We start from the raw sequence: 24,583 nt of genomic DNA, 5'->3' as shown, positions 1-24,583 counted from the left end.
TCCTGGGTTCCCGTAGTAAAATAACCGGTGGCATATATCGCTGTAACAGCTGCAGAACATAGGACGACCGACTTTTTGTTCATATTTCCCATACTGTACCCACCCTCCGATCCGGCTCTATTGTTACCGCTTCCCGATAGCATCAGTATAATTGAGCAATATTAAATACTTCTTAAATCAGGCTGAAAAAAAGTTAACGCTCCAGCGAAGCAAAAAAGCAACTTCCTGTATAATGGAAATTGCTTTTTCAGGGATATCCGCCATACATCGCCTTATTTATCCGATCGGTTTTACCGCGCGGTGATGACCGATCTCGGCACAGCCGAGACATGGGATTAGGTTTGGCGATTACCAAACAATTCGTCAATGCCCATTGCGGACATTTCGAATCAAGCTCTTTCACCTAACAAATCTCGCTAATAAACCTTATGGTTTCAAAATTATTTTCATCGCGTTGTCCTCTTTATTGTTGAACACTTTGTATCCATGCTCGGCTTCGTCCAGGCCGATCCGGTGACTGATTATATCGGTCGGATCGAACACGCTATCTTTGATTTGCCGATAAAGTTCCGGCATGTAATGGATAACCGGCGCTTGCCCCAATTTCACAGTTATGTTACGTGCGAACAAATCACCAAACGGAAAGGCATTGTAATTCATTCCGTACACCCCGGTAACTTGGATTGTGCCACCTTTACGGACTAACTTTGCCGCCATCCGAAATGCACCGAGTCCACCTCCTTGAAGCTTGAGCAGTGTTTCCACTTTTTCCAAGAGCGTCTTCTCGGAATCCAGCCCAACTGCATCAATCACGACGTCCGCTCCACCTGCTGTTATTTCCTGCAAATGGCCAAGAAGATTATCCGTTTCCTTGAAGTTAAAAACTTCTACTTTATTGGTCTTCCGAGCATGCTCCAAACGATAGTCTACATGATCCACGGCGATGACCCTTTTTGCACCTTTAAGCCATGCGAATTTCTGAGCCAGAAGACCGACCGGCCCGCAACCAAGAATAATGACGGTGTCGCCCTGTTTTACTCCGGCGTTGTCGACGCTCCAGTAAGCAGTTGGAACAATATCGGATAGAAATAATATCTTCTCGTCTTCCATCTCCGCGTCCTCAGGAACCTTGAAAGGAACGAAATTACCGAATGGCACCCGCATAAGTTCAGCTTGTCCGCCTGCGTATCCACCATAGGTGTCGGAATAACCGAAATAACCACCTGTGTCACCATGTAGAAATTCATTTGAATTGTCGCATTGGCTTTCGAGTTGATGGTTGCAATACCAACACTGACCACAGGCTACATTAAACGGAATAATTACGCGGTCACCTTTCTTAACACGAGTTACCTCTTTTCCTACCTCTTCCACTATCCCCATTGGCTCGTGACCGATGATGAAATTGTCGGGCATATTGGGAATTTCTCCATTATAGATATGAAGATCCGACCCGCAAATGGTTGTTGTCGTAATACGCACGAGAACATCGTCTGCTTTAATGAGTTTTGCATCCTCCACTTCTTTAACCTTTACTTTCTTCATCCCTTGATATGTTAAGGCCTTCATAGTACCACCCCATCCGTTTTTAATAACGTCAGAAGCATTCCCAATAATCGTTTTAGACATTCAATACTTTTCACATAACAGGTGTACCTTACAGATCATTCACAATAATTAAAGCCCCAATATGTTAAGTCCAGGATGCAGTCGCCGGATGGAGACGAAATTGGCTTGAATGGATAATTAATACTAAACCGTGCAAATGCCCATCGATCGCACTCGGCGGGGATTTCATACCAGGGGGGTTACAGTAGTTATTTCATGCCTTTCGTTATTATGAGGTCACCAGAGGCAGCCGATCGTATCTGTCCTGTCCGACTGGCAAATGGGCACATAAAAAGCTGCATCTCAGCAGCTTCATAAAATAAACGATTCAAATGTCGGGTGACGGAGCATTTGACGATCTGCTTGGCCACTATTGTGCCCGTTAGTTGAGAAACAAAAAGCTCTTTTTAAGGTGTTTTTTTTAAATTATTAACTAATCGCTTTATTCCATCAATTATAATAGAGGGTTCATAATTCTGAATATAATGTGCACTATTGTATGCTATAACAAACTCACTATTATCCGAAATTGAAAGTGTCTCTCTCTGCATCTCATGCCACAACTCCTGAGAACTTGGTGAATAGTGGTCTTTTTTACCTGCTGAAATAACGATTAATGGAATGTTTCCAAGATGTCGTTTCAGTTTTAACTGACCTAAGCTTTCCATGAACTCGTCAAATGTTGATTCATTGATAAATTGTTTATGATAAGCTTCTTGAAAATCACCAGGCATTGAGGGCAAAAACCTCTCTCTATACTCCTCTGGTGTTGCATCAACTAAAAGAACCCCGACTACATCATTTGGAAACTCACTGGCATATAATCGAACATTTACGCCACCAAAAGAATGACCCACTAAGATGTATGGAGGTGTTATATTAGACTTTAACAAAATCTGATTAAGTTCTTTAATAATTTCTTTGCTAGTTCGCGGATTAGGACTTTTTTCGCTTCTACCTAATCCAGCTCTATCATATATAAATACTTTCGTAATTGAGGCGATATCAGGAATTACCGCATTCCAAGCCTTAGAATAATCACCATAACCTGAATCCATCACCACAGTTGGATAACCCCTATTGACACCAAAGCATTTAGTATACAACTTAAAGCCATCAAGTTCGACAAAGCTTTCTTCCCCTAAAATTTCTACCAATAGATAATCAACCTCTCTAGTTAGGATTATCCAACTTTACTCTATACACCTAGTTTCAGATGAAACGAATAGCTTAGGGGGATATTCGTCATCAAGCAAGTCATTACTAAATAAGCCCGCGATTTACGGGGATTTCATTCAGACTCTTGTCAAACGAAATGTTTCTAGGCATTTCCTCAAACATCATTAATTCTTTCGTGTTCTCTTGCGCTTCCCTGCAATCCATAGGGTACAAATTCCCAATGAGATGAATCCAGCTACCAACAAGAGAATCCAGCCAATCAGCGGTATGCTCGAAAACGCAGCTAACATGCTTGCGCCAATAAGCACTTTTAACCAATCAGGCATTTGTTCCGAACCTTTGATCATATCTCCTATACGATAACCGATCACAGTAATTCCCGTAGCCAATGCAACGAGTAGTGCCAGCAGAATCAGAATCAAGATTGGAATGCCTATTACGGTAACGAGCAGCAACGCGCTTAAGGCCGTGATAACCAAGCTGCTTAGAAAACCGGCATATAAAAGCCGCCCTATGGATACACGCTGATATCGATCGGTAAATTCAATTATTTTTTTCTTGCCGAGGACTCTTATCAGGACAGGCACTAGAACGATGAGCAAGATTCCTGCCAGTTGCAGCACCCATAAGCTCAGTACGAGACCGCCACCGATCAGAAAGCTATTTTGCGTAGCATTATCAAGCGAGATGTTATAGATATCGTCCCCTAAAACAGCACCCGGATCTTGGTCAACCTTCCCTCCAATTACGACAATCACGCCGGTAATCTTGGCCGTGCTGGCCAGATGCAGATTGCCGTTAATGACAACAATAATGCCCTGCACGTTGCCAAGGATATCGGCATCGCCCCCGACGACGTATACGTCGTCAACGGTTTGACCTGCCGGCACAATCGTATGTTGGTGCTCGAAAATACTCTTCGCTGATGCCATACCAGGAACGAGTAGCATGAGTAACATAAAAAAGCAAATGGAAATGGTGTACGTTAGTTTTCTCAATGTGACCCACCCTCCCTTTCAACTCGTTGAGGTGAGAAGCAACCGCTTGAGTGAAATGAAAGAAGTCACAAGGATGATTAACGAGAGGACAATCGTTCCCCCGGTTAAGGCGGGTACACTGAGAATGAAATGAGATATGGCATAGATCAGTGTGATCACCAATTTAGACCATCCATGTATGAGTTTACCGATAATCGCCCCTGTTAGCAGATAAAATACCCCAAGTGTCAACAAACCTAATAGAAGCGCCAAAATCCGCCCTTTGTATGCGAAATGTCGTTCTTCTTTCGCTCCGATTGATTGCATAACCCTAACCTCAAAATCCATAGGTGGTGCTTCAATTAAGCTGATTGTCTGAAAGAGTTCAAATTTGTTAGCTGCCATGTCTTCAAGCAGTGCCTGACAGGACTCGCAAGTCTCAAGATGCTCTTCAATCCCAGTTCTTTCGTCTTGAGTCAGCTCGTCATCGAGGTAGGCCGACAACTGCTCCTCTGGATGTTTGGTCATTGCCGAGTCAGTCCTCCCTTCTTAATTCTTTCCTCATGTTTATCCTGGCTGCAAACAACCTTGACTTCACCGTTCCTAGCGGAACATCGATCATCTCCGCGATTTCTTCATAATTATAGCCTTGTACTTCATGTAATAATAGAACTTCCCGGTGCACCACTGAAAGTCTACTTAGTCCTTCTTCAATGGATAACTTCTCCAACGGGTCGATTGCATGTTGATCCGCTATCCATTCGTTTTGTTCTTCATTACTCTCTTGTTCTGGCGTTTTCGTGCGTTTTTTTAAACGGTCTTTGCAGAGATTGGCCGCAATTCGAATGATCCAAGAAGAAAACGCATACTCGTTATCCAAACTTGATATGGAGTAATAGGCTTTAATAAATGCCTCTTGCGAGACATCTTCCGCTTCCATTCGATCGCCTAACATCCCTACTGCATATCGATAGACATGGCCTTTAAAACGTTGGACTAGATCTGAAAAAGCTTCCCGGTCGCCACGTTTAGCACGATGAATGATATGCTTCAGTTCCTCATCCACCACTCGCTTACTCAACTCCTACCGAAACGGAACCAGGAGGATTCACGTCAATTCACTAATATCGCTGCTTCATTATCTTGAAGCTTCCTCAGCACTTCAAGTAGTATGACGTTCAAACTTATCCATACACCGCCGAAAACATAACCGGCCGCGACATCGCTTGGAAATTGCACATTGTAATAAATACGACTGATGCCGACTAGCAGGCACACGAGAACAACAAATAGAAAGACAAAAATCCGGATCAAGTTCTGGGTATAATGTCTTAGCAATAAAAAGGCAGAGAAACCGCATACCGTGATTGAAGTAAGAGTCTCCTCACTCGGAAATGTATTGATGAGTTGGATACCGGCAACCACTGGCCCTGGACGATGAAAGAGCACTCGCAAACCGTCATCAATCACTTCCCCACCAAGTACAACCCAGAGAAGAAATAAAAACTCCAATCCCTTGTTCCTGCCCCTGAACATAATCCAAATTGATGTTATCAGGATAAGCGGCCCGTAGAGATAAATCGTTCCCAGTTTCGCGAAGAGCTGCATTTGTTCCTGCCACTCGGGTCCGAATATTGTTAAGATCACATATGAAGTCACTTCATCGAATTGGCTAAATTCGTGTGAAAGAAAATCCTGAATCATCCCCAGCATAAGCGAGACGAACAGGACTAATAATGAAAATGAAGCCAATATCAGGAATCTGATTTTACCGAGCGAATTGAAGTGGCGTACGCCTTTGAGTAGCAGATCCATCAATGAAGCAAGCACTTTTCGTTTATATTTACGATAGAAATATATCGCCAGCGTCAACAAGGCAGACGCAATGCCAAATATAATCATAAAGCGATTGACCGTTGAATGATACGCTTCCCATTTTGGTCCTAACACGCAGCCGAGCGAGATGAATAAGCTGACCCAGAATAGCCCGCCCGTGTAAGCAAATCCTGCATATCGGCGAAATGGCATTCTCGTTACCCCGCAGAAATAGCCGGTAATATGCTTTAATCCCGGAATGAAATAAGCAATGAGCAATAACTTTTCTCCGTATTTCTCAAACCACGCCGTAATACGTGACAGTTGTTCCTCACCCAAGTGGATTCGATGACCGTACTTGACAATGAACGGTTTACCCAGACAATATCCAATCCAGTAAGACAGCGAGATGCTGGCTGCTGCGCCAGCACCCGCGGCCAAGATACTAAGTATCCAGTTCATTTTCCCTTCATACACGTACAGTCCGGTATAACTTAAAATCATATCGCCAGGAAGAGGCAAAGCGAGTATTTCAAGGAATACAGCCAAACAAATCAGTCCGTATCCGTACTGTTCTAACCAAGATGTCCAATTTCCCATTGATACTCCTCCCCTCCTCTTCCTTTAGTTTTATCCTCAAATAATCAGTTCATCCAATTAGCAGCATCTGCGCCCCTCACATCCCTGCCCTGCATCCATTCATAAATAATCGGTATCACGACAAAGCTGTTGAGGGTGGAGGTAATCATGCCGCCAATGACTACAATACCAAGTACTTGCGATATGACGGTATCTGAACTATGCGATAACGCCAGCGGTATTAACGTCAAAACGGTCGTGCCTGCAGTCATAAATATCGGACGAACCCTGGAGAGGCTTCCTTGCATGACGGCTTCCCGAAGTCCCATGCCCTCTTTTCGATTTCGTTCGATTTTATCAATGAGGACAATTCCGTTCGTAACCACGATTCCCGTAAGCATCAATACCCCGATGAATGCGGCGAGATTCCATTGACCGTGAATGGCGTACAATGCGAGTACGACGCCTGACAAAGCAAGTGGAATGCTGATCAATACAGCCAATGGTGCTTTCCAACCTTTGAATACAATACTCGTAATGAGCAATACAAGCAGGATGGAAATTATGACGGCGATCGTAATTTCAATAATCATTTGGGTCACTTGTTGGGTAATGCCTCCGAGCGAATAGGAGACTCCGTTCGGGAACTTCATGTCTTTCAAGGACTGAGAAACTTCTTTCGACACCTTGCTCATGTCGCTTGACGTGATCTGCACTTGCACGACGGAGAATGGTTGACCGTCGCGTTCTTGAATAGAAGAAACGGCGTCGCTCTTCTGAATCGAAGCGAATTGGTCCAGACGATAAATCTGTCCGTTACTTCCGTTAAACGTTTCGGCAGCCATCGAGGCCAATACTTGCTCAGGCGTATACACGGGTACTATAGAGTCGTTCGCGACGCCTGTCTTGACGGAATCGATATACACGTCGACTGGAATCGTGCCTGACGACGTTGAAATGTCAAAGTCTTTCGCTTTGGTTGTGTAACGCGCCAACAGTTTATTAATATCGTCAGGTTTAATGCCAGCCTGCATCGCCTTTTCTTTATCAATCGCGATTGCATATTTCGGTATCCCGTTCGTGAGATCCGTTTTCCCTGTTACGCTCAGACCATGAATGGTCACCAGTTTCGTGCGGACTTGCTGAGCTGTATTTTCCAGCGTGTTTTGATCGGCGCCGGTTAACATGATATTGATCGTGGAATCATCGCCGGCGATGTTCTGATTCGTTACCGTAATTGCAGAATTATTGGCCACTTGATTCAAATCGGCTTGCAAGGCTGGAATTATGGTAGTGACATCCTTTTTGTATTTTAGCTGGATGGACAGATTCGCCACGTTCGGCTGTTGAATGAACCCTCCGCCTTGGTCAAAGACGTCGTCTGCCGTTGGCGTGAAGGTCGATCCGAACGTAGCGGAATAGGAAGCGATTTTACCATTGTTTTGCAAGACACGCTCCACATTCTTAACTTCTTTGTCCACTTCGGACAATGGCGTTCCTTTCGGAAGTTCCACTTTGACGGCGACCTGGCCACTCGCTGTGCTTGGCAGCAGGCTTAACGGAAGCGTGGTTGCGAAAATCCCAGCGGTTATAAACAGAATCAGTGAGATGCCGATCACGGTTTTCTTGTGATTCAACGCCGTTTGAAGAAGCGGCTTCATGATCGGTTCGAGCGTGACCGCATCCGCCTTCGATGCTCTCCACCCCATAAAGGCGAATGCAGGAATTACCAGCATGGCGACGAGGAAGGAAACTGCTAAAGCAATGACGACCGACCAAGCAAAGCCGGAGTAAGACGCACCAATGATTCCGCCGACTAAAGCAATCGGTACATATACGGCTACCGTGGTCGCAGTAGAAGCAAAGATGGCAGGAAGCATCTCGACCACGGAAGAAGACAACACGCTCATAACCGGCTTGTCTTTGTTTTCTTGAACGCGTCTGTACATGTTGTCCAAAATCACGATTGCATCGTCGACGATACGTCCCATTGCGACAATAAGTCCGGATACGGTCAAGATGTTTAGCGTCACGCCCATTGATTTCAAGATCGCTGTCGTAGCAAGCAGCGAAATCGGCAGTGTGACCGCAATCAATAGCGTGGACCGTACATTTCTAAAGAAGAACAACACACATAGCATGGAGAATAGGCAGCCCAATAAGCCTTCACGAATCAATCCCATTAATGACCCATTCAGATCTTGCGCACGGTCGGTTTGGAGCGTCATCGCGACATCGCCGCTTTGAACAGCCGAAATGCCGGATACGCGTTCTTTCACATGTTTTGCTACATCTGTGATCGTTGCCGTTGGCGTTTTGATCACATTGATCATCACACTTGCTTTGCCATTCGTTCTTGAGACGGTTTTCACATCGGTTAGGGATTGAGAAACCGAAGCAATGTCCGATAACGGGATGCTGTTGCCGTCCTTGTTCTTAATCGCAAGATTGTTCAGCTGCTGCTCCGTGAGATCCCATCCTTCTACTCGAATCGGGAACGAAGCTTTTACATTGGCAATGCTTCCTTGCAAGCTGGGCACTTCTGCCGTGATGGATTTATTGAAATCGTCCAGCGTCAAGTTATTCGCCAAGAGATCTTTCATGCGAAGAACGACAACATAACCTCGGTTTGCACCGCCGACGGTTTGTACATCCGAGACGCCGGGTACGGATTTCATTTGCTTGACGATATCGGTTTGCAAGGTGGATTGCAGCGTTAGATCGTCTACTTTGTCGTTATTTGCCGTCAGGCTATAACTCAAGACTGGAAACGTGTTCGACGTTAATCGGGTTACGACAGGTTTGTTGACCCCATCGGGTATTGCCGCATCATTCAATGCCTGTTTAAGAGCGTTTTCCGCTTTATTCATATCGTAATCCATGGGGTAGTAGATATTCATCAAGACCCCGCCGTCATATGAGGTCGTCTCTAGGTTGGTTATCCCATTGGTCTTACGGATTACATCTTCTAGAGGTACAGTAATATCCTTCTTAACTTGATCCGCTTGGAAAGATGAGGCACGTAACGACACCATTAATGTGGTGTTATTAATACCAGGCAGATAGTCTCTCTGCATTTGTAAAGCCGAGACTGTTCCCCATCCCAATATAAGTACGACGCAAACTAAAATGATGGTCGATCTTTGCATGACTGATTCGATAATTCTATTCATGATTGAAGTCTCCTCTCCTGTCTATATAGGGAAAGACTTCGTTTTGGGCTAGAATGTTCATCTCCTCGTACGGACTAAAACCAGACTTGCATGACGAATTCATATACTGGTAACCACGAGCCAAAAGAACATACAAATTAGAGGAGGTTTATTTTGAAAAAGAAAATTGCTTATATGTTAATAGGAGCACTATGCTCTATCATTCTTTCATATGGATTCGTCGCCTATGCGGATCGTGATTCGTCCGCAACAACAGAGAACAAACCGACTGCAGCAAGCGATACATATGTAGTTCCACCGATAGCTGCTGCAACACCTACCCCCTCAACTGCTCAACCGAGCGCTAGTGAGGGAACTATCAAACTCGATCAACTGAAAGACTTGGAAATTAAAATCGCCGGCAATGGCCTAAAGATTGAAATTGAGCTCGATCGGGAACAAGCGAAGGCCGAATCCAAGGTAGTAATAAACCGTAGCAAGGTTGAGGAAAACCACCTGACAGGCAGCGAAGCGGTACAATTTATCCAGCAGCTTCTGGATGACGTCAAATTACAAGAAAACATGAATAAGCAGCAGGTATTGGATGCGCTGTTCAAGCATTTTGCTATAGAACCAACTAAGGTGGAAATCAATATCGAAATCAAATTCACGAATCGACCTGAAGTGTTGAGATACGAACAAGAAAAAGATGATGACGAAATCAATGCTAAACTGAAAAATGTGCAAGAAGATCAAAATGACAAGAAGGAACTACTCGCAAAAAAAGATCAGGTAACGCAAAAAGAGAAGAAAAAAGCGTTGCAAGAAACTTGGCAAAAAGCTCATAAAGAGCAGCAAGCAAAGAAGAAACAGCAATCGCGATTCGCTCGTGGTGACCGCGATGATGACCATCATGACGGCAAGCAAGGTGACGAAGACGAAGATGATGATGATGATGATGGAGATCGCGGTCAACATGAAAGTCATGATCATGAAGACCATGATAAAGAAGAGCATGATCACCAAGAAGAGGACTAATTATTGCCCAAAGAAATACAGAACAAGCCCATTTTTCGGGGCTTGTTTTTTAAGTTGCGTCGTACATAAATAGCAAGGAAATCAATACTAACACTTCCTCAGCTATCGTGTCCCGTTCGTTCAACAGATTACAAGCCAGCCGGCTACTTGTTGGGAATCGGACAATGTTCTTGTCAACCGACAATCACCCAACTCATCCTATAACTAACTGTAAAATGATAAAGAGCACATTAATAATTAAGCCAATCAACACCTTTTTCCGCAGGTTTCGCTCCTACAACCTTGATTATCTGTGGTAATTCTTTGAAATCGTGACAAATAAATCGGGACATAAAAACAAATAGGCTTGATTTCTCAAGCTTCACGCGTTCAGATTTGCTGTTTTATCAAACTCCGGAGTAAGTCCGCACGGAAATTGGCATCGCGACGATAGCGATATCGTTCGTCCTCCCCCTCTGTTCCTGCTCTTCTACTTTCGCAAATCAGATGTTCATAACAGGTAAATGCAAGAGAGGCGGCCTATTTCGGACCGAACTATGCCAAGGATGGCATCCGCAGGTATTCCACCCACGCTTTTTACGAATACCAGGGTAACTGGGCCATTCTTCAACAAATAATGCAAGTAAACGAACAGAGAAGGTATCGAAATATGCTCATCATCAATCACATTCACGATAATCAGCATGGATTTGTGAGTGCCCCTACGAGATTGAGCAACGAGGCTATTTCAACTCCTCACCTACTTTCCTGGATTGTCATATAGCGTCTGATCTGCGAACTTTGCAAATTATACATGCTTGATTTTATTCGCGAAGTGATTAAACTATCCGCTCGTTATGAGAACAGGCCGCCTAACATAGGCGGCCTGTTCTTCGAAGTGCAATCTTACCCCTTAGTTATTCGTAAATTTTAGCTGCATATAAAATATCAGCAAAAACCTTCCAGGTTGGTTGTTCATGAATGGTCTGGTTGGTGTTTGAATAGTAACCATCCATATCTTGTATCCATCCTAGCATTGCTTCAAGGTATCTGTCTAAAGTTGGATTTTCCCAGTCTTCCTTATTTGTAAGCAAGTCCATCCTAAGAACAGTAAGAAACCTCATCAAATCATCTTTTGATTTTATTTCATTTATCATTTCATGCAGCTGCATTATAAACCTCCTTGTCAGGATTGTGCCATAACGTCTATATTCTTCATTATGTTCACGAATTTGATCATGCTATAATCTGTATCGTTTAGTAACTACGGAGAAGGTATTATCTTACTGTCCGAAATTGGAAAACAATACAACTTCTTGTCCAAGACTTACAAGACCAATCAGATATTTATATTGTATCAGTGGATTTTAGCTGGACGTATGTTGTAACAAACGAAAAAGACTGGCTTGGCCCCTACTTTAGCCGCCTCTTCATATAACATATGAAAACTAAAACTCAACATATATTGCGGTTGCACTATTGTACCCGTTAGTTCAAAATCGATAGGGACTGATTAGGGATATATTTTTTCACCTTTTTCAAGCATCGCTACAAACTGTTGAATTCGTTTCGCCCGGGTTTCTTGTTTCTTGGCATTATGGATTCTGAACAGGATTGCATATTTATTTTGGCTATTCAACGTATCATAAAATGCCTTCGCTTTGACATTACGCTCAAGTTCAATTGCGAAATCCTCAGGCATAGAAGCGATACTTTGCGATTCGTAGGCCTTATCCCATTGTCCATTCTTTTTGGCAACTTCAATCGTTTTGAACCCAGAAGGCTTCATTCTTTCATTTGTAATGAGAAGCTCTGCTTTGTCTTTATTCACTTTCGACCAGATGCTCTTAGCTCTACGCGGAGTAAATCGTTGAACCCACATTTGTTCATCAAACTTTTCCTTCTGGCTGTCAACCCATCCGTAACACAATGCACTTTCAAGTGCTTCATCGTAGGATACGGTAACCACACCGGAATTTTTTTTTTTGAGATTTGCAACCGGATTCCCTGTGAAGTGTCATGATTGTTCTCAAGCCAATTCTCGAGAGATTGCTGTTCGCCAAAAAACATAACCGGTAATTCATTGGACTTATGGATCACTTGAATCGCCTCCTCCTTGTAGTGTACTTCAATATAGTTGACAGATACAGTCAGTGATAGTCGCAATTGCTAATATCTCAATTCCGGAAACAAGTCACCGCGGTGCGAGTAATCTGTTGAACAATATTGCCCGTTAGCGCAACGAAATTTAGTTGGTGATTTCTGGCTTGCTTCCTTCATTAATGCGATTTCCAGCTTTTCCCGGGAATGAGATTAAGTTCTTGTCATTTTCGGAAATGGGATTGGTTTTGACAAGAACTTGATCCCATAAATAATAAAAGCCGCGATTTTCGCGGCTTTTAATGAGATAATGTCCTTGTCACCCGACATCCCTACTACTTTTGTGTCCTTAGATATTTATCTTATTTCCCTCGAACTCATGTTGACCATGCAGCTTCAATCTGCTCCAACCATGACTTGGCAGTAGCTTTAAACCCCTGGTAGGATTCTTCTCCCCAATGCAGATAGGACACCGAAATGAGCTCGACTGTTTCAAAGAGCTGATAATATAACTGCTTGATATCAAATAATGGTGACAGCTTGCGTAGGTCTGAATAACCTGCCATGAATGCCTGCTGCATCTCCGATGCATCCGTGAATACATCCTTGGAATGCAGCGATTTGAAGTCAAATTCCGGATCGCCGGCAATCGACCACTCCATATCTAGAATAGCTGTAATTTCTCCATCTGCACACAGTATGTTCGCAAAGTGATAGTCGTTGTGAACCAACGATGCTGTTGATATTCCACTGAACAAACTAGTTGCTCTCTTATATACGAAGACATAACGCTCGGCTTCCTCAGGATTTAAAATTCCAAGCTTCAGACAGCGATTGGTTCTTTGCTTCATTCCCTCTACTAGATATTGCTGCCAGTTGTCATATTTATTATTAGACGAGAGAGCAAGCTCTCCAAACTTATCCCGCCCAATACCATGAATTTTGGCAAGCAAAACGCCCGAGTTGTATGCCATCTTGATTTTTGATTCATCTGAAGCCGTTTCTAATGATTTCCATATATCGATGCCAGGCATCTTGCTTGTAATCAATATTTCATATGGTAAATGTTCATGACTGTTATCAAATACATAAACATCTGGAACCGGTATGCCTTCCGATTTCATCATTCGAAGCGCTTGTTGCTCATTGTCAAATTTCGGGAGATCCACGTCTCTAGCATTTACTCTAACTACATAATGATCGTTAATAAAAACACAAGGATTCACGATTCCCCGATCCGAATATTCTATACGATTAATTCGTCCGAGACTATGCTTCTCGAAGATAGCTTGGATCGTTAAGATATCAAACCTCATAGATTTCATGGCATGTCCTCTCATTCGTCACGGATTGTTTGCTGTCGATTTGGAAAGTTGATTCTGTAAATAGCATTCTCCAAATGGTTAAACTTTCCTGCCCGTTCGTTCAACAAAGTGCAGACAAGTCATTTTGGCTTACTGCCTTCAAAATGCGAATCCTGCTGAACGTTGGGAATGAGATCAAGTTCTTGTCAGTTTCGGAATTTGGATCAAGTTCTTTCAGTTGGACTTGACAAACCGCTGCTTCCAATCTGAGCTTGCTGCGCCTTCTTCCCGCCATAGAACAGTCGTCTGCCTCTCCCAGATGTCCCACTTGTTGCCGTCAGCCCCAGCCACCGGCTTCTCCTCCATCCTCTTCTTCCAACTATACGAAGGCTGCTGGAAGTATTGCCGGCAGCCTTCGTCGCGATTATTGAACTATCGTTCCACGTTGACTTAACAGAGTACAGCCAGCCGGCTGCTCGTCGGGAATCGGATAATGTTCGTGTCATCGCAAAATGACAAGAACTTTATACGATAACTAACTATCCTGCCGGTTCGTTCAATGTGGGTACCCGATTGTTGATGCCGAATTTTGAATGGTTATCCGCTCAATTATACAAATGTAAGTAATTCCTAATTTCAGGATATAACAATACATTGTATTATGTTAAAGTGACCATGAATCTATCTAGTTAGCAACTACGGAGAAGTTATCTTCTTTGTGTCCTATATTGGGAAACATACACCTTCTTATCTTTTGAAAGGACAAGAAATTGTATCCATAAAATATAAAATCCGTGCGAAAACGCGGATTCTAATGCATATATGTTTTTGTCCTCTTACACTAAGCTCCCGTGTATTCGATTGGTCAATTACATCTAAAACACACTGGAAAATATTTTCAACCCCTGGATCTTTGCTCCGAGACTACCAAGTATTAATAGAGAAAATTATTCGCCCCCCTCACTTTCACATCTTATCCTAATAATTTCGCGCCGAGGTATGATCAACGTGAAATCTACCGGTTGTTCGCCACTGTTATCTACTCCAGTTATTTCAACAAAATCCGTTCCGATTCTAACTAAAGGACCGTTGAATTCTCCTTGGTTTTTTGTCTTGATAAAAGCGTGAAAAGTAGGCTCTCGTTTAGGCAATAAGTCAGGAAAATCATATCGCCCGATATCAGAAAAATTGTGTTTGATTAGCCTGCCATTTTCTGCTTCTACGACAAGAGACGATTCATTCACTTTCCTAATTGGACCATTTTGATTTAAAAGCTCTCTCCCGCCATTATCAAACAAAAATACAATAAAACCGTTTAGGAGTTGCGTAAGCCGCTGTTGAAGGGTTATTTTCCTTGTAGCAGGACAAGCAAAAATTTTCAATCATACCACTCCTCTTGCAAAATTCACTTTTCTTCTGTTTCATTTAATTCCAGAAAACCCTCATTCACAATGTTCCGAGGAGTTTTATCCGCATACGCCCGAATGTTGTCAAGTAATTCCGTCATGTTGGCTTTCCGAGCTATATCCGTATACCATGCCGTTCCAGGCGTAAACACAACATTATCGAGCGTGTATAAGGGGTTTCCAGCGACTTGTTTCAAGTCGTCTAGGCCCGCTCCTCTGATTCTCCCCTCCTGTAAAAAAGTGAACAGTGCTTCTTCATTTATAAGTCCACCCCGGCTTGTGTTGATGAACATTGCGGTCCTTTTCATCGAAGCCAGAAGTTCGGAGGTGATCATGCCTTTCGTATCGGATTGAAACGGCACATGCAGCGAGATAACGTCACTTCGCCGAAAGACGTCGTGGATGTCCGTCACATCCACACCTTGGACTGCCTTTCCCGATCTATTCGTGCCGATTACACGCATGCCGAAACCTTGGGCGATTCGTGCCACGGCCTGCCCGATGCGCCCGGTTCCAATCAGCCCTAACGTTTGGCCTGCCAATTCTCCTGCCAGGAAAGGACCGTACACATGGCTCTCCCCTTGCCGGACAAGTCGGTCCGCTTGTATAATACGCCGATTGACCGCGAGCATTAGAGCAAATACATGCTCCGCCACCGATTGCGCCGAATATGATGGGCAATTTGACACTGAGATCCCTGCGGCGCCTGCTGCCTTGATGTCAACCAAATCGCATCCGGTCATGACGAGGGCGATATGTTTGAGTCTCTGAAGCTTCCGCAGCGCCGATTCCCGAAGAGGCGTCCACTCCAAAATCGCAATGTCTGCATTGGACAATCTCTGAACGGCGGTCGTTAGGTCAGGCCTATCGTAATAAACTTCGAACGTTCCGAGTTTCTCCACTTCGCGCACAAAGTCTTCCGGCAAATAGGTAGGTTCATCCAGATATATGATTCTCATGCCTGATCTATCCCGTTCATCGACGCTGACGCTTTCAAGATCTTGCAGGCCTCGGCAAACATTCCCGGGCTTCTGGCAAGCGCGATCCGGATATATCGCTCCCCTTGACCGTGGTCATGCCAATAAAAATGATCCCCCGGCAATATCCCTAGTCTTAGCCTCTGCATTCTGTCCACCAAATCCATGCTGCGAATATTGGGGTCCATTATACGAAGCCATTCCACGCTAATCGTGGAATCAGGATTGTTCAAGGCTAGCCCGGATGAACGAATTGCATCTCGCAGCGTGTTGCGGTTCCGATCGATGGGCTCCCAAATGACGGACTGTAGTCCTTCGCGTGCCGTATCCTTCAAATATTCGTTCAGCAGCTTTAGGATGAACGGGGAAACGTTCAGTAGAATGTCGTTGTGAAGCACCAGCACGTCATCGGCTAGATCCTCGCTCATCGCCAGAATACTGCATTTCAGATCCTGGGTTGGCCACGTCTTTCCTGTATCCTCCACCATTAAATAGCTAATTTTCGATCTCTCCAGAAGTTCATATTGATCCCAAATAGGTTTTCTTGAGAAAAATCGAAATGTACAGTCTACAATGAGCAGTTTTCCGTATAGACTGCAGAGCGCAACAAGCCTCTCCCACTCCTCCCGAGACAATTCGAAACCTGTGGGGTTGTTGGGGAGCGTGATGGATACCGCATCCACCGCGAGACTTGCGAAAGTCTCTTCCATGCGGTCAAGCCTGAGTTCATTCTCATGCAGCGGCGACAAAGCTACGTTTCTCCTTTGCATAATGGTCGCCAGATTGTCAAAGCAGGGATGAAGCAATGCGACGGTCATCCCCCGCGAAGCTAGAAAAGTAGCGATTAAATCCGTCGATAATGAAGCCGAATAACAGAATAACGTCCGACTCAAATCAACGGCGGTTTGCTGTCCGGCCAACGTAAAAAACCAGTGACGGAACTCGCCTTCCAAATCGGATTGCTTTGCAGCTTCCGCCTGATCAAACAAGTCGGGGAGCTGTTCGATAATTTGCCGCTGCGCTTTGGTTTGTGGTTGATGGGCATGTCCGTCGGCTACATTAAACAGCTGGTTGATGCCTATTGATTCGTATCTCGTTAAATTGGGCAGTCGTTCTGGTGATTTCACTTAACACACTCTCCACTATACGAATGATGACGTGGCACCTATCCTACACTATATAGGAGATCTCCTGCCGCCGATCTGGTGCAAACGCCCATTTTCCGCGAAATACCCACTCCATTCATCTATTTCAGGCGTAGACTACAGCATATATTCTCTCATAAAGGGTGGAATGTGCATGCCGGATCGGAACATCCCGGTCATTGCCGTGACAGGCAGCGCGGGAAAAACGACAACGAAAGAAATGATCGCTTCCATCCTGCGGAGCCGGTGGAAGAATACAATTTTCAAATCGCCGTCGAACTGGAATTTGCCTACTAGTACACGCAAGTACGCCAAGCGAATCAATGTTCAGCACAAAGCGGCTGTCCTTGAGTTCGGAATGCTTCGCAAAGGCCACATCCGCGAACACTGCCGCTTGATCAAGCCGAGCTACGGCATCATTACCAATGTCGGAACGGCGCATATCGGCAATGTCGGAAACCGGGTACAAGGCATCGCGCAAGCGAAATCAGAGTTGATTAGGCACATGAAGTCGACCGGCACGCTCGTTTTGAATGCGGATGACGCGAATTCCAAACTTTTGACCGTCAAAGGCTTTAAGGGAAGATTGCTAAAGGTCGGTGTCCGCAGCAAAGCGGATTACAAGGCGCGCGGCATTCGCTCCTCGAATCAAGGCATTGCTTTCCGGGTTCCGTTGAACGGAAAGGAGGAAGCGTTCTCCATTCCATGTTTGGGGGTTCATAATGTTTACAACGCGCTGAATGCGATTGCAATTACGCACAGCTTGGGGTTTACGGTGGGTGATATCCGCAGAGGGCTGGATAAATATCCGATCCCGTACCGCAGATTAGTGCGAACAAAGCTTCCAAGTCGCATAATCTTGATTGACGATACGTTTAGCTCCAATCCCGATGCAACGAAGGCCGCCCTCGATACGCTTTCTTCAATGAGCAGCAAGCATAAAACCGCAGTCATCGGTTATATGAAGGACATGGGTAAGCATGCCCGCCAAGCTCATTATGAGGTGGGTAAATATGCGGCCAAGAAAAAGCTCACCCGGCTTTTCACGGTCGGAAAGCTGGCGCTGCATATTGCAGCCGGCGCCAAGAAGGCCGGTTTCCCTGCAGCCCGCATTCGCAGCTTCGCTTCCAGATCGCAGCTTCATAAAGCGCTCGAAGGGACAATTAAGCCGGATACCGCAATACTGGTTAAAGGAACCCATTTGTTGCAGCTGGAGAAGACCGTTTCATATCTAAAACGCAGTCTATCCCTAAAAGGATGGATGTGATTATGTGCGTGGCGAAATGATAGGGATAGGCATAAAAGAAACCAACTCTCCTCAGGGTTGGTTTCTTCATGCAATAAATGATCTACTTCCCGCCCACACTGCGAATTTCGAGCACTTTGGTCACTTGATTAAACCTTAGCAGGTATCTATTGCCGGTTATAAAGCCAAAAAAGGCTGCTGTTTGAGAACTGGTTTCAAAACCAAATTCGGTATCACTCGCAGAGACTAATTGTAATCTCAACTTTTTTATTTTACCTGCCCTAATGACGGTTAGCAACGTATTATCAGCCGGTAAGCCTAGTTCGACGAGTGTGTCGAAGGTGACTAACAACCTATCATTTCTCTGTTCATCAACGCCTTCAATTCCGAATGAAGCAGTAGTGCTAGTCCGTCTAAGATTTATTGTCAAAACGTTCGTATTATCGTTAAACTCTAAAAAATACAGAAATCCACCCTTTAATCGAAACAATTCTGCAGTCGCAGGACTGACAATCAAGAAATTATTATCTTGTTCGCCCTGGCAATCCTCTTCAGCCAAAATCGTTACGCGTTTTTGAATGTCTCTCCTTCGAAATAGCGCGAGAGTTCCGTTATGGATTTGACTAAGGGGACTTCCGCCTTGAGCACACCCATTCAAAAAAAGCTCGTTATCTCTACGCGTTGCTGAAACCTCGACGTAAACGTTTCCCGTGATGATCAATGGAATCATCCCTTCAAAATTATTACTTGTCTTTTGGAAATGACAATTCCCCTCTGTACATGCGCAGCGTGCCTTGAAAGGCACGTTTCATTCGGACTAGCTGTTCCTTCGGAAATTCATCCGGTTTTCTGATCGCTTCATGCAAAGGCACGATGCGGCAATTTGCGGGCTTGCCGTTCTTATTGATGCTTACCCAGGTTGGGACGCCCTCGATGCCGTCTAGCCGGATTTGGCCATTGATATTTTTGCGCAGCTTAAGTCTAACTATAATACCGGTTAGAGCCTCATCCTTGCCATGCAACCGGGTGGAGATAAAGTTGCCAAGCGAGTAGATGGCGAATCGTTTTCTCGTCCGCCCTGAGACGTCCTTCACGATTTGCGTCACTGCCGGCTGAAGGACATGCGGATGCGAGCCCAGCACCACGTCCGCGCCGTTCCGGAACAGGAAGCGGACCCATTGCTTCTGGTGGCTGGCGGGGTCATGCTCGTACTCGAATCCGCAATGCATGCACACGATAATAAAATCCGTGGCTGCACGAAGCCGTTTCATATCGTTCTTTATCCTCGCGCGTACGAGCTTTTTAACGCCTGCTGGCTGGCTCTCCGGTACGTACATGCCGTTCGTATCTCGCGTATACGACAAGATGCCAATCCTGACGCCTTCGACATTTCGCACGCAGAGCGCCCGCGATTCCTTCTCAGTCCGGTACGTTCCGACGTGGTCGAGACCGTTCTTGTCGAGCACATCCAGCGTCCGTTTGAGTCCGCGAACGCCGTAATCCGCGCAATGGTTGTTGGCTGTAGCGACCACATCGAAGCCGGCCGCCGACAGAGCCGGCGCAAAAGCATCCGGGCTTTTGAATATCGGATTGCGGTTTTTTGGATTGCGACGCGTCTTTCTGAAGCCAGCATCCGATCCTCCGGCGAAGGTAGTTTCCAAATTGCCGATCGTCAAATGCGCATCCTGCAAATAACGGGCAACCGGTTCAAACATCTGCCCGAACGCGTAGGTCGTCCCTCTTTGAACGTCCGTGTCGCCCGATTGCCCGCTATTACGAAGCAATTGGATGAGCAGCGGCTTCATCAGCAGATCGCCGACTGCCGCAATTACAATTTCCTTCGACATTCCATCTTCCTCCGATTGATTGGGCTTAAATCCGATATGCTACTATATGTCAGCCGAGTGGGATTGGATTGCGTACAGCGCAATTGAGGAAGAGCGGGTTTCGTAAATGAAAAAGACCGCGAATTTCGCGGCCTTTAATGAAAAAATATTCTTGTCATCCGACAAGGCAGCTTCTATTTCCCGCCAGCACTACGAATTTCGAGCACATTGGTCACTTGATTATACCTTAGAACGTATCTATTACTGGTAATAAAGCCAAAAAGGCTGCTGTTTGTGAACTGGTTTCAAAACCGTCCGCAAATTCGGTCTCGCCCTCAGCGAATAATTGTATCATTTGAAGGTGACCTCATAGAAGTCGGCTTAGACTATGTAAAAGTACTTGTCCCAGGTAATAAATCCCCGCGTGGGAGCGTGGATGAAGAATGAGCATACGAAAATATCAACATGATCATGGCAATAAAAAAATCGCCACGGTAATTCAAGCCGATAGCAATTTTTTTGGGGGTTACTATTTTTGAGATGCTTTTTTATTACGAATATACCGCTCGATGTCTATCGTTTGAAACCCCCGGTTGGAAAGGTCTTTGACGAACACACTATTTTTGATCATGTCTGAGACAGAGTGGCTGTCGGAAGAGACAAGCGTTGGAATACCCTGCTCCGCTGCCATTCGAATGATCGGTTCGTCGACAGAATTGTACCGAACGTTTATTTCAAGGATTTTGCCAGACGCTCCAATAAAGTCAACGAGTTCTTTAATCGGGAGTTGACGGCTCTCAATGCCGAATCCTTTGAGTTCAGATAAGGGATGGGCTATGATGTCAAGCAGCGGATTATCCAACATTCGGCAGAAGGAAACGAACCAATGTTCCGCAATCTCGTTTCTGGATATGTGGGCATCGTTGGTTTTGGAGTAAAATCCATGGGGCTTGGGTATGCGGTGAAATGATCCGAGGACAAGATCCACGAGCGGGAGGAATGACACGTTGGCGTCGATATCCCCTTCCAAAGTTAAGACCTTGGCTTCGATGCCTGAATAGACTTGGATTAAACCGCGGAATTTGGTCTTTAGCTGTTCTAGATGTTCTGCATAGTCCGGGACCCAAGCGCTTGTCCTCCAAACATGGTCAGTGATCGCAACTCCCTCGTACCCCAGTTCGATAGCAGTTTGAATCATTTCTTCAGGTGTATTTTTCCCATCAGAATAGTTAGAGTGTGTATGAAGATCCATCAGCATGATAGAAAACCTCCTTCCAATGCCGAACCATCCGGGTTCCCCATATTACTTTCGACGCCAAATGCATTGGCAGCACTCCTAAAGCCTGCTTAACCCCCAGAACCGGCAGATTGATCCCCGCCGCCGTACAATGAACAATCGTGCCCTGCATTCTAGGGTTGATCTCCACGATTTTAGGCTGGCGAGACTGGTCTCTTCTAATTTGGATCCCAATATTCCCATGTAATCCCATGCGCTCCACAACCGCGGTGGCATAGTCGATAATATCTTGATCTTTACGAATGAGACTTTTGGTCGAAATCCCCCCTAAGGTCGCTTCTCGAAGACGGGGAACAGCAATCATGACTTTCCCATTCTCCGCTAACACATCCACACTGTACTCCTCATGGGGCAAATATTCCATTACGAGCACTTCCGGAAATTCTTTTCTGCCTTGAATAACGCGAAGGAGCTCGGAATGACTGATATAAACAGACGTTGGCTTATGCCGAAACAGCAGCTCAAAGCGGTCAATATGATCATCCAGGATGTGGAATCCTCGGCTTCCGTCAGAGATCGTTGGCTTAAAACAGACCGGTTGTTCTGGATACCCCAACGCCGTTAGAGCCTTTTCAAACTGCTCGGCAGATGAGGTTACTTGAAACGAGGGGACGGCGATTCCCATCTTTTGCAGTTCGGTGTATAGAATTCCTTTATTAATCACGTTTTGTAATACAGGGACAGCAGACAGGTTCATGTGCGTACCCCATTGACTTAATACATCTCGATGCTCTGAAAGCTTGATTAATTCGTCCGTGACAAGTGAAAAGAGCACATCAATTCTTTCATTCCTACAGATTTGTTCGATAAAGGGAATGAATTGTTCGTCCGATGCCCTCGGTCCTATATAATGCAAGTCAGTCATGTGGAATCCGGCCGAAAGCGGATTGCAATCAACGCCGACAATGTGGAACTTGTAGTCCTCACTATTTCTCAGCGATTGAATTACACCTGGAGCCGCAGGTGATCCGGCACCGGTTAAGAGAATACGGACAATTGGTTTCACCTATCCCTCACCCCTATTCTTTTTAACATCAATATAGTCGTTAACGGGATAAGTTGTTTCGGACAGGTATCTAGAAATGCCGCAAAATAGGCTGCAGCATAGGAATCGGTCAACCCCTAGCCATAGACTGTAACTTATAGCGTAATTAATCATGCAGAGTGTGGGGTGTCAAAGCTTCCTGCGTCTCTGAGGCTAGTTTCGAATGACAATTTTACATCAAAGAGGTGCCGGCATGTCCAAACTCAGGAATCAAAAGTCGTCTGCAGCGGGTATTACCGTAATCACGAGCACCAATAAACCGAATTTTTTGACGCATATGTTTTGGAATTATCGCAGACAAGTTTGGCCGAATAAAGAATGGATCATTGTATTGAATATGGATAATGTCAATATTAAACGATATCAAGCCATTGCATCCAAATTTAAAAATATCCGCGTGTTTCAGCTGCCCAGTCGCCGGTCGCTAGGACAATGCTTAAACTTTGCTTCCGCGCGAGCGAAGCATTCTTATATCACCAGGATGGACGATGATGAGTATTATGCGCCTAATTACCTGACCGGCATCATGCGTTCTTTTCGAAAATCAAAGGCGGATCTCGTTGGTAAACGCGCTTATTTCATTCATTTAAGCGGTAGCAAAATGCTGCTGCAGCGCTTTTATTCGGAAAATCGTTTTGTCACCATTCTGGCAGGCGGAACAATCTCCTATAAGAAAAGCGTGTGGAATAAAGTAAAATTCGCCAACCGCTCGCTCGGAGAAGATGTTAGTTTTTGCCGGGCCTGCCGGCGTAAAGGCTTTAAACTTTACGCTGGGGACAAATATAATTTCTGTGCATTGAGGCGGAAGCAGCATAACTCACACACCTGGAAAGTGAGCGACCGGGAATTTATTAATCATCGGTACACTCGCATTGTTCGAAAGAACTGCACGGCCTACAGAAAATTCGTGGTACGTCATTGAACTCCATCATTTAGGAGCATTATCGGCGAGGAAATAAGCATACGAGCCATGTGTCGTTTCTACGCAATAAAGCATAATTACATGAGTTGCACTGATTGATCGAATAGAGTAAGCCTTCGAGTACGCTCGAAGGCCTTTTTTTTTTTTGCATCCATAGGGCGCAGCATAGGAATCTTCTATCATTTTTTCATAGAGTATGTCGTATCGATATAAAAACTAGAAGGAGGTGTCATAATTATGTGCATTTTTCCCTACTCCGGTCAACGTGCGCTTGTTTTAGCCCCTCACGCGGATGATGAAACGCTAGGCTGTGCCGGCGTCATTCAAAAATATTTAAGTCAGGGCAGTTCGGTTCGAACCGTTATAGCCTCCATAACATTAAATGACTCCAATCGCTACAGCAAGGAAGAAAGTGGATACGGCACCTATAGTGGAAGGAAGAGATTATCAGAATTTAAAGAAGCGATGCGTCTTCTCGGAGTGGTAGACTATCATATTCTTTACCCGGACAAATCCGGCAAACAGTTATATGACAGCAAACTCGACCTTCTCCCCCGAGCAAAGCTGGTTGCACATATCGAACGCCATATAGAGGAATTTCGTCCAACAGTAATATATATCCCCTCCATCACCAAACATCAGGACCACGAAGCTCTTCATCAAGCGGCAATAGCGGCGGTGCGACCTTATTTCTGGAACGGAGCCGTCTTGGTTTATGAGACAGACGGAGAACTTGCATTTCAACCGAATCTCTATGTATCGCTTACGAAAGAGGAAATGAACCTCAAAATGAGCGCATTGGAGGCTTACAAGACTCAGATCGGATCCATGCGTCACCCCGTTCATCCTGAAAGTCTCTTTCATAAAGCAAAATTTCGCGGAAATCAGACTTACGTGGAATTTGCAGAAGCATTTGAAATCATCCGTATGCACGGTTAAGTTCCACATCACATTCTATGTTGATAAGAAAAAAAGTCGTGCGATCTTG

At 44.9% G+C, this 24,583-nt stretch carries 23 protein-coding genes; 5 read left to right on the top strand and 18 right to left on the bottom strand.

Annotated elements, in window-relative coordinates:
- Positions 1 to 426: 426 nt before the first annotated feature.
- The 7 genes from AC50Y3_RS05600 to AC50Y3_RS05570 form a co-directional block, all read right to left on the bottom strand.
- Positions 427 to 1,569, bottom strand: coding sequence for a zinc-dependent alcohol dehydrogenase (locus tag AC50Y3_RS05600; RefSeq protein ID WP_494817810.1), 1,143 nt, complete (start codon positions 1,567 to 1,569; stop codon positions 427 to 429).
- Positions 1,570 to 2,015: 446 nt separating this feature from the next.
- On the bottom strand, positions 2,016 to 2,765 hold the full coding sequence (locus AC50Y3_RS05595; RefSeq protein ID WP_494817738.1) for an alpha/beta fold hydrolase: 750 nt from the start codon (positions 2,763 to 2,765) through the stop codon (positions 2,016 to 2,018).
- A gap of 186 nt (positions 2,766 to 2,951) precedes the next feature.
- Positions 2,952 to 3,785 carry a hypothetical protein gene (locus tag AC50Y3_RS05590; protein ID WP_494817737.1) on the bottom strand — a complete coding sequence of 278 codons (834 nt, stop codon included), beginning with the start codon at positions 3,783 to 3,785 and terminating at the stop codon, positions 2,952 to 2,954.
- Positions 3,786 to 3,803: 18 nt separating this feature from the next.
- Positions 3,804 to 4,292, bottom strand: coding sequence for an anti-sigma factor family protein (locus AC50Y3_RS05585; RefSeq protein WP_494817736.1), 489 nt, complete (start codon positions 4,290 to 4,292; stop codon positions 3,804 to 3,806).
- A gap of 7 nt (positions 4,293 to 4,299) precedes the next feature.
- On the bottom strand, positions 4,300 to 4,833 hold the full coding sequence (locus tag AC50Y3_RS05580; protein WP_494817735.1) for an RNA polymerase sigma factor: 534 nt from the start codon (positions 4,831 to 4,833) through the stop codon (positions 4,300 to 4,302).
- A 44-nt stretch (positions 4,834 to 4,877) separates the two neighbouring features.
- On the bottom strand, positions 4,878 to 6,179 hold the full coding sequence (locus AC50Y3_RS05575; RefSeq protein WP_494817734.1) for a VTT domain-containing protein: 1,302 nt from the start codon (positions 6,177 to 6,179) through the stop codon (positions 4,878 to 4,880).
- A gap of 44 nt (positions 6,180 to 6,223) precedes the next feature.
- Complete coding sequence (locus AC50Y3_RS05570) at positions 6,224 to 9,331, bottom strand: efflux RND transporter permease subunit (protein ID WP_494817733.1); 3,108 nt, start codon at positions 9,329 to 9,331, stop codon at positions 6,224 to 6,226.
- Positions 9,332 to 9,484: 153 nt separating this feature from the next.
- On the opposite strand from AC50Y3_RS05570, the gene AC50Y3_RS05565 reads away from it, so the two are divergent.
- Positions 9,485 to 10,348 carry a YusW family protein gene (locus AC50Y3_RS05565; protein WP_494817732.1) on the top strand — a complete coding sequence of 288 codons (864 nt, stop codon included), beginning with the start codon at positions 9,485 to 9,487 and terminating at the stop codon, positions 10,346 to 10,348.
- 896 nt (positions 10,349 to 11,244) lie between these two features.
- Here AC50Y3_RS05565 and AC50Y3_RS05560 read toward each other — a convergent pair.
- Positions 11,245 to 11,499 (bottom strand): DUF7660 family protein, encoded by a 255-nt coding sequence (locus tag AC50Y3_RS05560; RefSeq protein ID WP_494817731.1) that lies wholly within the window; start codon positions 11,497 to 11,499, stop codon positions 11,245 to 11,247.
- Positions 11,500 to 11,633: 134 nt separating this feature from the next.
- Between AC50Y3_RS05560 and AC50Y3_RS05555 the strand changes: the two genes are divergently transcribed.
- On the top strand, positions 11,634 to 11,765 hold the full coding sequence (locus AC50Y3_RS05555) for a DUF4275 family protein (protein ID WP_494817809.1): 132 nt from the start codon (positions 11,634 to 11,636) through the stop codon (positions 11,763 to 11,765).
- A gap of 75 nt (positions 11,766 to 11,840) precedes the next feature.
- Here AC50Y3_RS05555 and AC50Y3_RS05550 read toward each other — a convergent pair whose 3' ends face one another.
- The 6 genes from AC50Y3_RS05550 to AC50Y3_RS05525 all read right to left on the bottom strand — a co-directional run bounded on the left by AC50Y3_RS05550 (position 11,841) and on the right by AC50Y3_RS05525 (position 17,241).
- Positions 11,841 to 12,296, bottom strand: coding sequence for a YdeI/OmpD-associated family protein (locus AC50Y3_RS05550; protein WP_494817730.1), 456 nt, complete (start codon positions 12,294 to 12,296; stop codon positions 11,841 to 11,843).
- Between the two features lie 508 nt (positions 12,297 to 12,804).
- Positions 12,805 to 13,752: a phosphotransferase family protein gene (locus AC50Y3_RS05545; RefSeq protein WP_494817729.1), complete on the bottom strand. Its 948-nt coding sequence runs from the start codon at positions 13,750 to 13,752 to the stop codon at positions 12,805 to 12,807.
- Between the two features lie 213 nt (positions 13,753 to 13,965).
- Complete coding sequence (locus AC50Y3_RS05540) at positions 13,966 to 14,097, bottom strand: hypothetical protein (protein WP_494817728.1); 132 nt, start codon at positions 14,095 to 14,097, stop codon at positions 13,966 to 13,968.
- Positions 14,098 to 14,678: 581 nt separating this feature from the next.
- Complete coding sequence (locus AC50Y3_RS05535; RefSeq protein WP_494817727.1) at positions 14,679 to 15,113, bottom strand: hypothetical protein; 435 nt, start codon at positions 15,111 to 15,113, stop codon at positions 14,679 to 14,681.
- Between the two features lie 23 nt (positions 15,114 to 15,136).
- The gene (locus AC50Y3_RS05530) at positions 15,137 to 16,096 is read right to left on the bottom strand and encodes a 2-hydroxyacid dehydrogenase (RefSeq protein ID WP_494817726.1); all 960 of its coding nucleotides are present in this window, start codon (positions 16,094 to 16,096) and stop codon (positions 15,137 to 15,139) included.
- Positions 16,093 to 17,241 (bottom strand): aminotransferase class I/II-fold pyridoxal phosphate-dependent enzyme, encoded by a 1,149-nt coding sequence (locus AC50Y3_RS05525; protein WP_494817725.1) that lies wholly within the window; start codon positions 17,239 to 17,241, stop codon positions 16,093 to 16,095. Before AC50Y3_RS05525 ends, AC50Y3_RS05530 begins: the two co-directional genes overlap by 4 nt.
- Positions 17,242 to 17,413: 172 nt before the next feature.
- Between AC50Y3_RS05525 and AC50Y3_RS05520 the strand changes: the two genes are divergently transcribed.
- Complete coding sequence (locus tag AC50Y3_RS05520; RefSeq protein ID WP_494817724.1) at positions 17,414 to 18,526, top strand: UDP-N-acetylmuramoyl-tripeptide--D-alanyl-D-alanine ligase; 1,113 nt, start codon at positions 17,414 to 17,416, stop codon at positions 18,524 to 18,526.
- A gap of 82 nt (positions 18,527 to 18,608) precedes the next feature.
- On the opposite strand, the gene AC50Y3_RS05515 is transcribed toward AC50Y3_RS05520, so the two are convergent.
- The 4 genes from AC50Y3_RS05515 to AC50Y3_RS05500 form a co-directional block, all read right to left on the bottom strand.
- A complete protein-coding gene (locus tag AC50Y3_RS05515) occupies positions 18,609 to 19,226 on the bottom strand; it encodes a hypothetical protein (RefSeq protein WP_494817723.1) in 618 nt (205 codons plus the stop codon).
- Positions 19,227 to 19,248: 22 nt separating this feature from the next.
- Positions 19,249 to 20,352, bottom strand: a complete 1,104-nt coding sequence (locus AC50Y3_RS05510; RefSeq protein WP_494817722.1) for a CapA family protein — start codon at positions 20,350 to 20,352, stop codon at positions 19,249 to 19,251.
- A gap of 508 nt (positions 20,353 to 20,860) precedes the next feature.
- Positions 20,861 to 21,589: a PHP domain-containing protein gene (locus tag AC50Y3_RS05505; protein WP_494817721.1), complete on the bottom strand. Its 729-nt coding sequence runs from the start codon at positions 21,587 to 21,589 to the stop codon at positions 20,861 to 20,863.
- Positions 21,561 to 22,634 (bottom strand): ATP-grasp domain-containing protein, encoded by a 1,074-nt coding sequence (locus AC50Y3_RS05500; RefSeq protein WP_494817720.1) that lies wholly within the window; start codon positions 22,632 to 22,634, stop codon positions 21,561 to 21,563. Before AC50Y3_RS05500 ends, AC50Y3_RS05505 begins: the two co-directional genes overlap by 29 nt.
- A gap of 232 nt (positions 22,635 to 22,866) precedes the next feature.
- Between AC50Y3_RS05500 and AC50Y3_RS05495 the strand changes: the two genes are divergently transcribed.
- Together AC50Y3_RS05495 and AC50Y3_RS05490 are read left to right on the top strand one after the other, a co-directional pair.
- The gene (locus AC50Y3_RS05495) at positions 22,867 to 23,595 is read left to right on the top strand and encodes a glycosyltransferase family 2 protein (protein ID WP_494817719.1); all 729 of its coding nucleotides are present in this window, start codon (positions 22,867 to 22,869) and stop codon (positions 23,593 to 23,595) included.
- Between the two features lie 237 nt (positions 23,596 to 23,832).
- Positions 23,833 to 24,534: a PIG-L deacetylase family protein gene (locus tag AC50Y3_RS05490; protein WP_494817718.1), complete on the top strand. Its 702-nt coding sequence runs from the start codon at positions 23,833 to 23,835 to the stop codon at positions 24,532 to 24,534.
- Positions 24,535 to 24,583: the final 49 nt, after the last annotated feature.

This window comes from Paenibacillus sp. J22R98 (assembly GCF_059383835.1).
Note: the sequence above shows the minus strand (reverse complement) of the source record. Positions and strands in the feature narration are given on the sequence as shown.

Bases quoted from the DNA above. Each gene is read 5' to 3' on its own strand.
- AC50Y3_RS05600 (WP_494817810.1), bottom strand. From the start codon at position 1,569: ATGAAGGCCTTAACATATCAAGGGATGAAGAAAGTAAAGGTTAAAGAA.
- AC50Y3_RS05585 (WP_494817736.1), bottom strand. From the start codon at position 4,292: ATGACCAAACATCCAGAGGAGCAGTTGTCGGCCTACCTCGATGACGAG.
- AC50Y3_RS05575 (WP_494817734.1), bottom strand. From the start codon at position 6,179: ATGGGAAATTGGACATCTTGGTTAGAACAGTACGGATACGGACTGATT.
- AC50Y3_RS05570 (WP_494817733.1), bottom strand. From the start codon at position 9,331: ATGAATAGAATTATCGAATCAGTCATGCAAAGATCGACCATCATTTTA.
- AC50Y3_RS05560 (WP_494817731.1), bottom strand. From the start codon at position 11,499: ATGCAGCTGCATGAAATGATAAATGAAATAAAATCAAAAGATGATTTG.
- AC50Y3_RS05545 (WP_494817729.1), bottom strand. From the start codon at position 13,752: ATGAAATCTATGAGGTTTGATATCTTAACGATCCAAGCTATCTTCGAG.
- AC50Y3_RS05540 (WP_494817728.1), bottom strand. From the start codon at position 14,097: ATGGAGGAGAAGCCGGTGGCTGGGGCTGACGGCAACAAGTGGGACATC.
- AC50Y3_RS05530 (WP_494817726.1), bottom strand. From the start codon at position 16,096: ATGAGAATCATATATCTGGATGAACCTACCTATTTGCCGGAAGACTTT.
- AC50Y3_RS05520 (WP_494817724.1), top strand. From the start codon at position 17,414: ATGCCGGATCGGAACATCCCGGTCATTGCCGTGACAGGCAGCGCGGGA.
- AC50Y3_RS05510 (WP_494817722.1), bottom strand. From the start codon at position 20,352: ATGTCGAAGGAAATTGTAATTGCGGCAGTCGGCGATCTGCTGATGAAG.
- AC50Y3_RS05505 (WP_494817721.1), bottom strand. From the start codon at position 21,589: ATGCTGATGGATCTTCATACACACTCTAACTATTCTGATGGGAAAAAT.
- AC50Y3_RS05495 (WP_494817719.1), top strand. From the start codon at position 22,867: ATGTCCAAACTCAGGAATCAAAAGTCGTCTGCAGCGGGTATTACCGTA.
- AC50Y3_RS05490 (WP_494817718.1), top strand. From the start codon at position 23,833: ATGTGCATTTTTCCCTACTCCGGTCAACGTGCGCTTGTTTTAGCCCCT.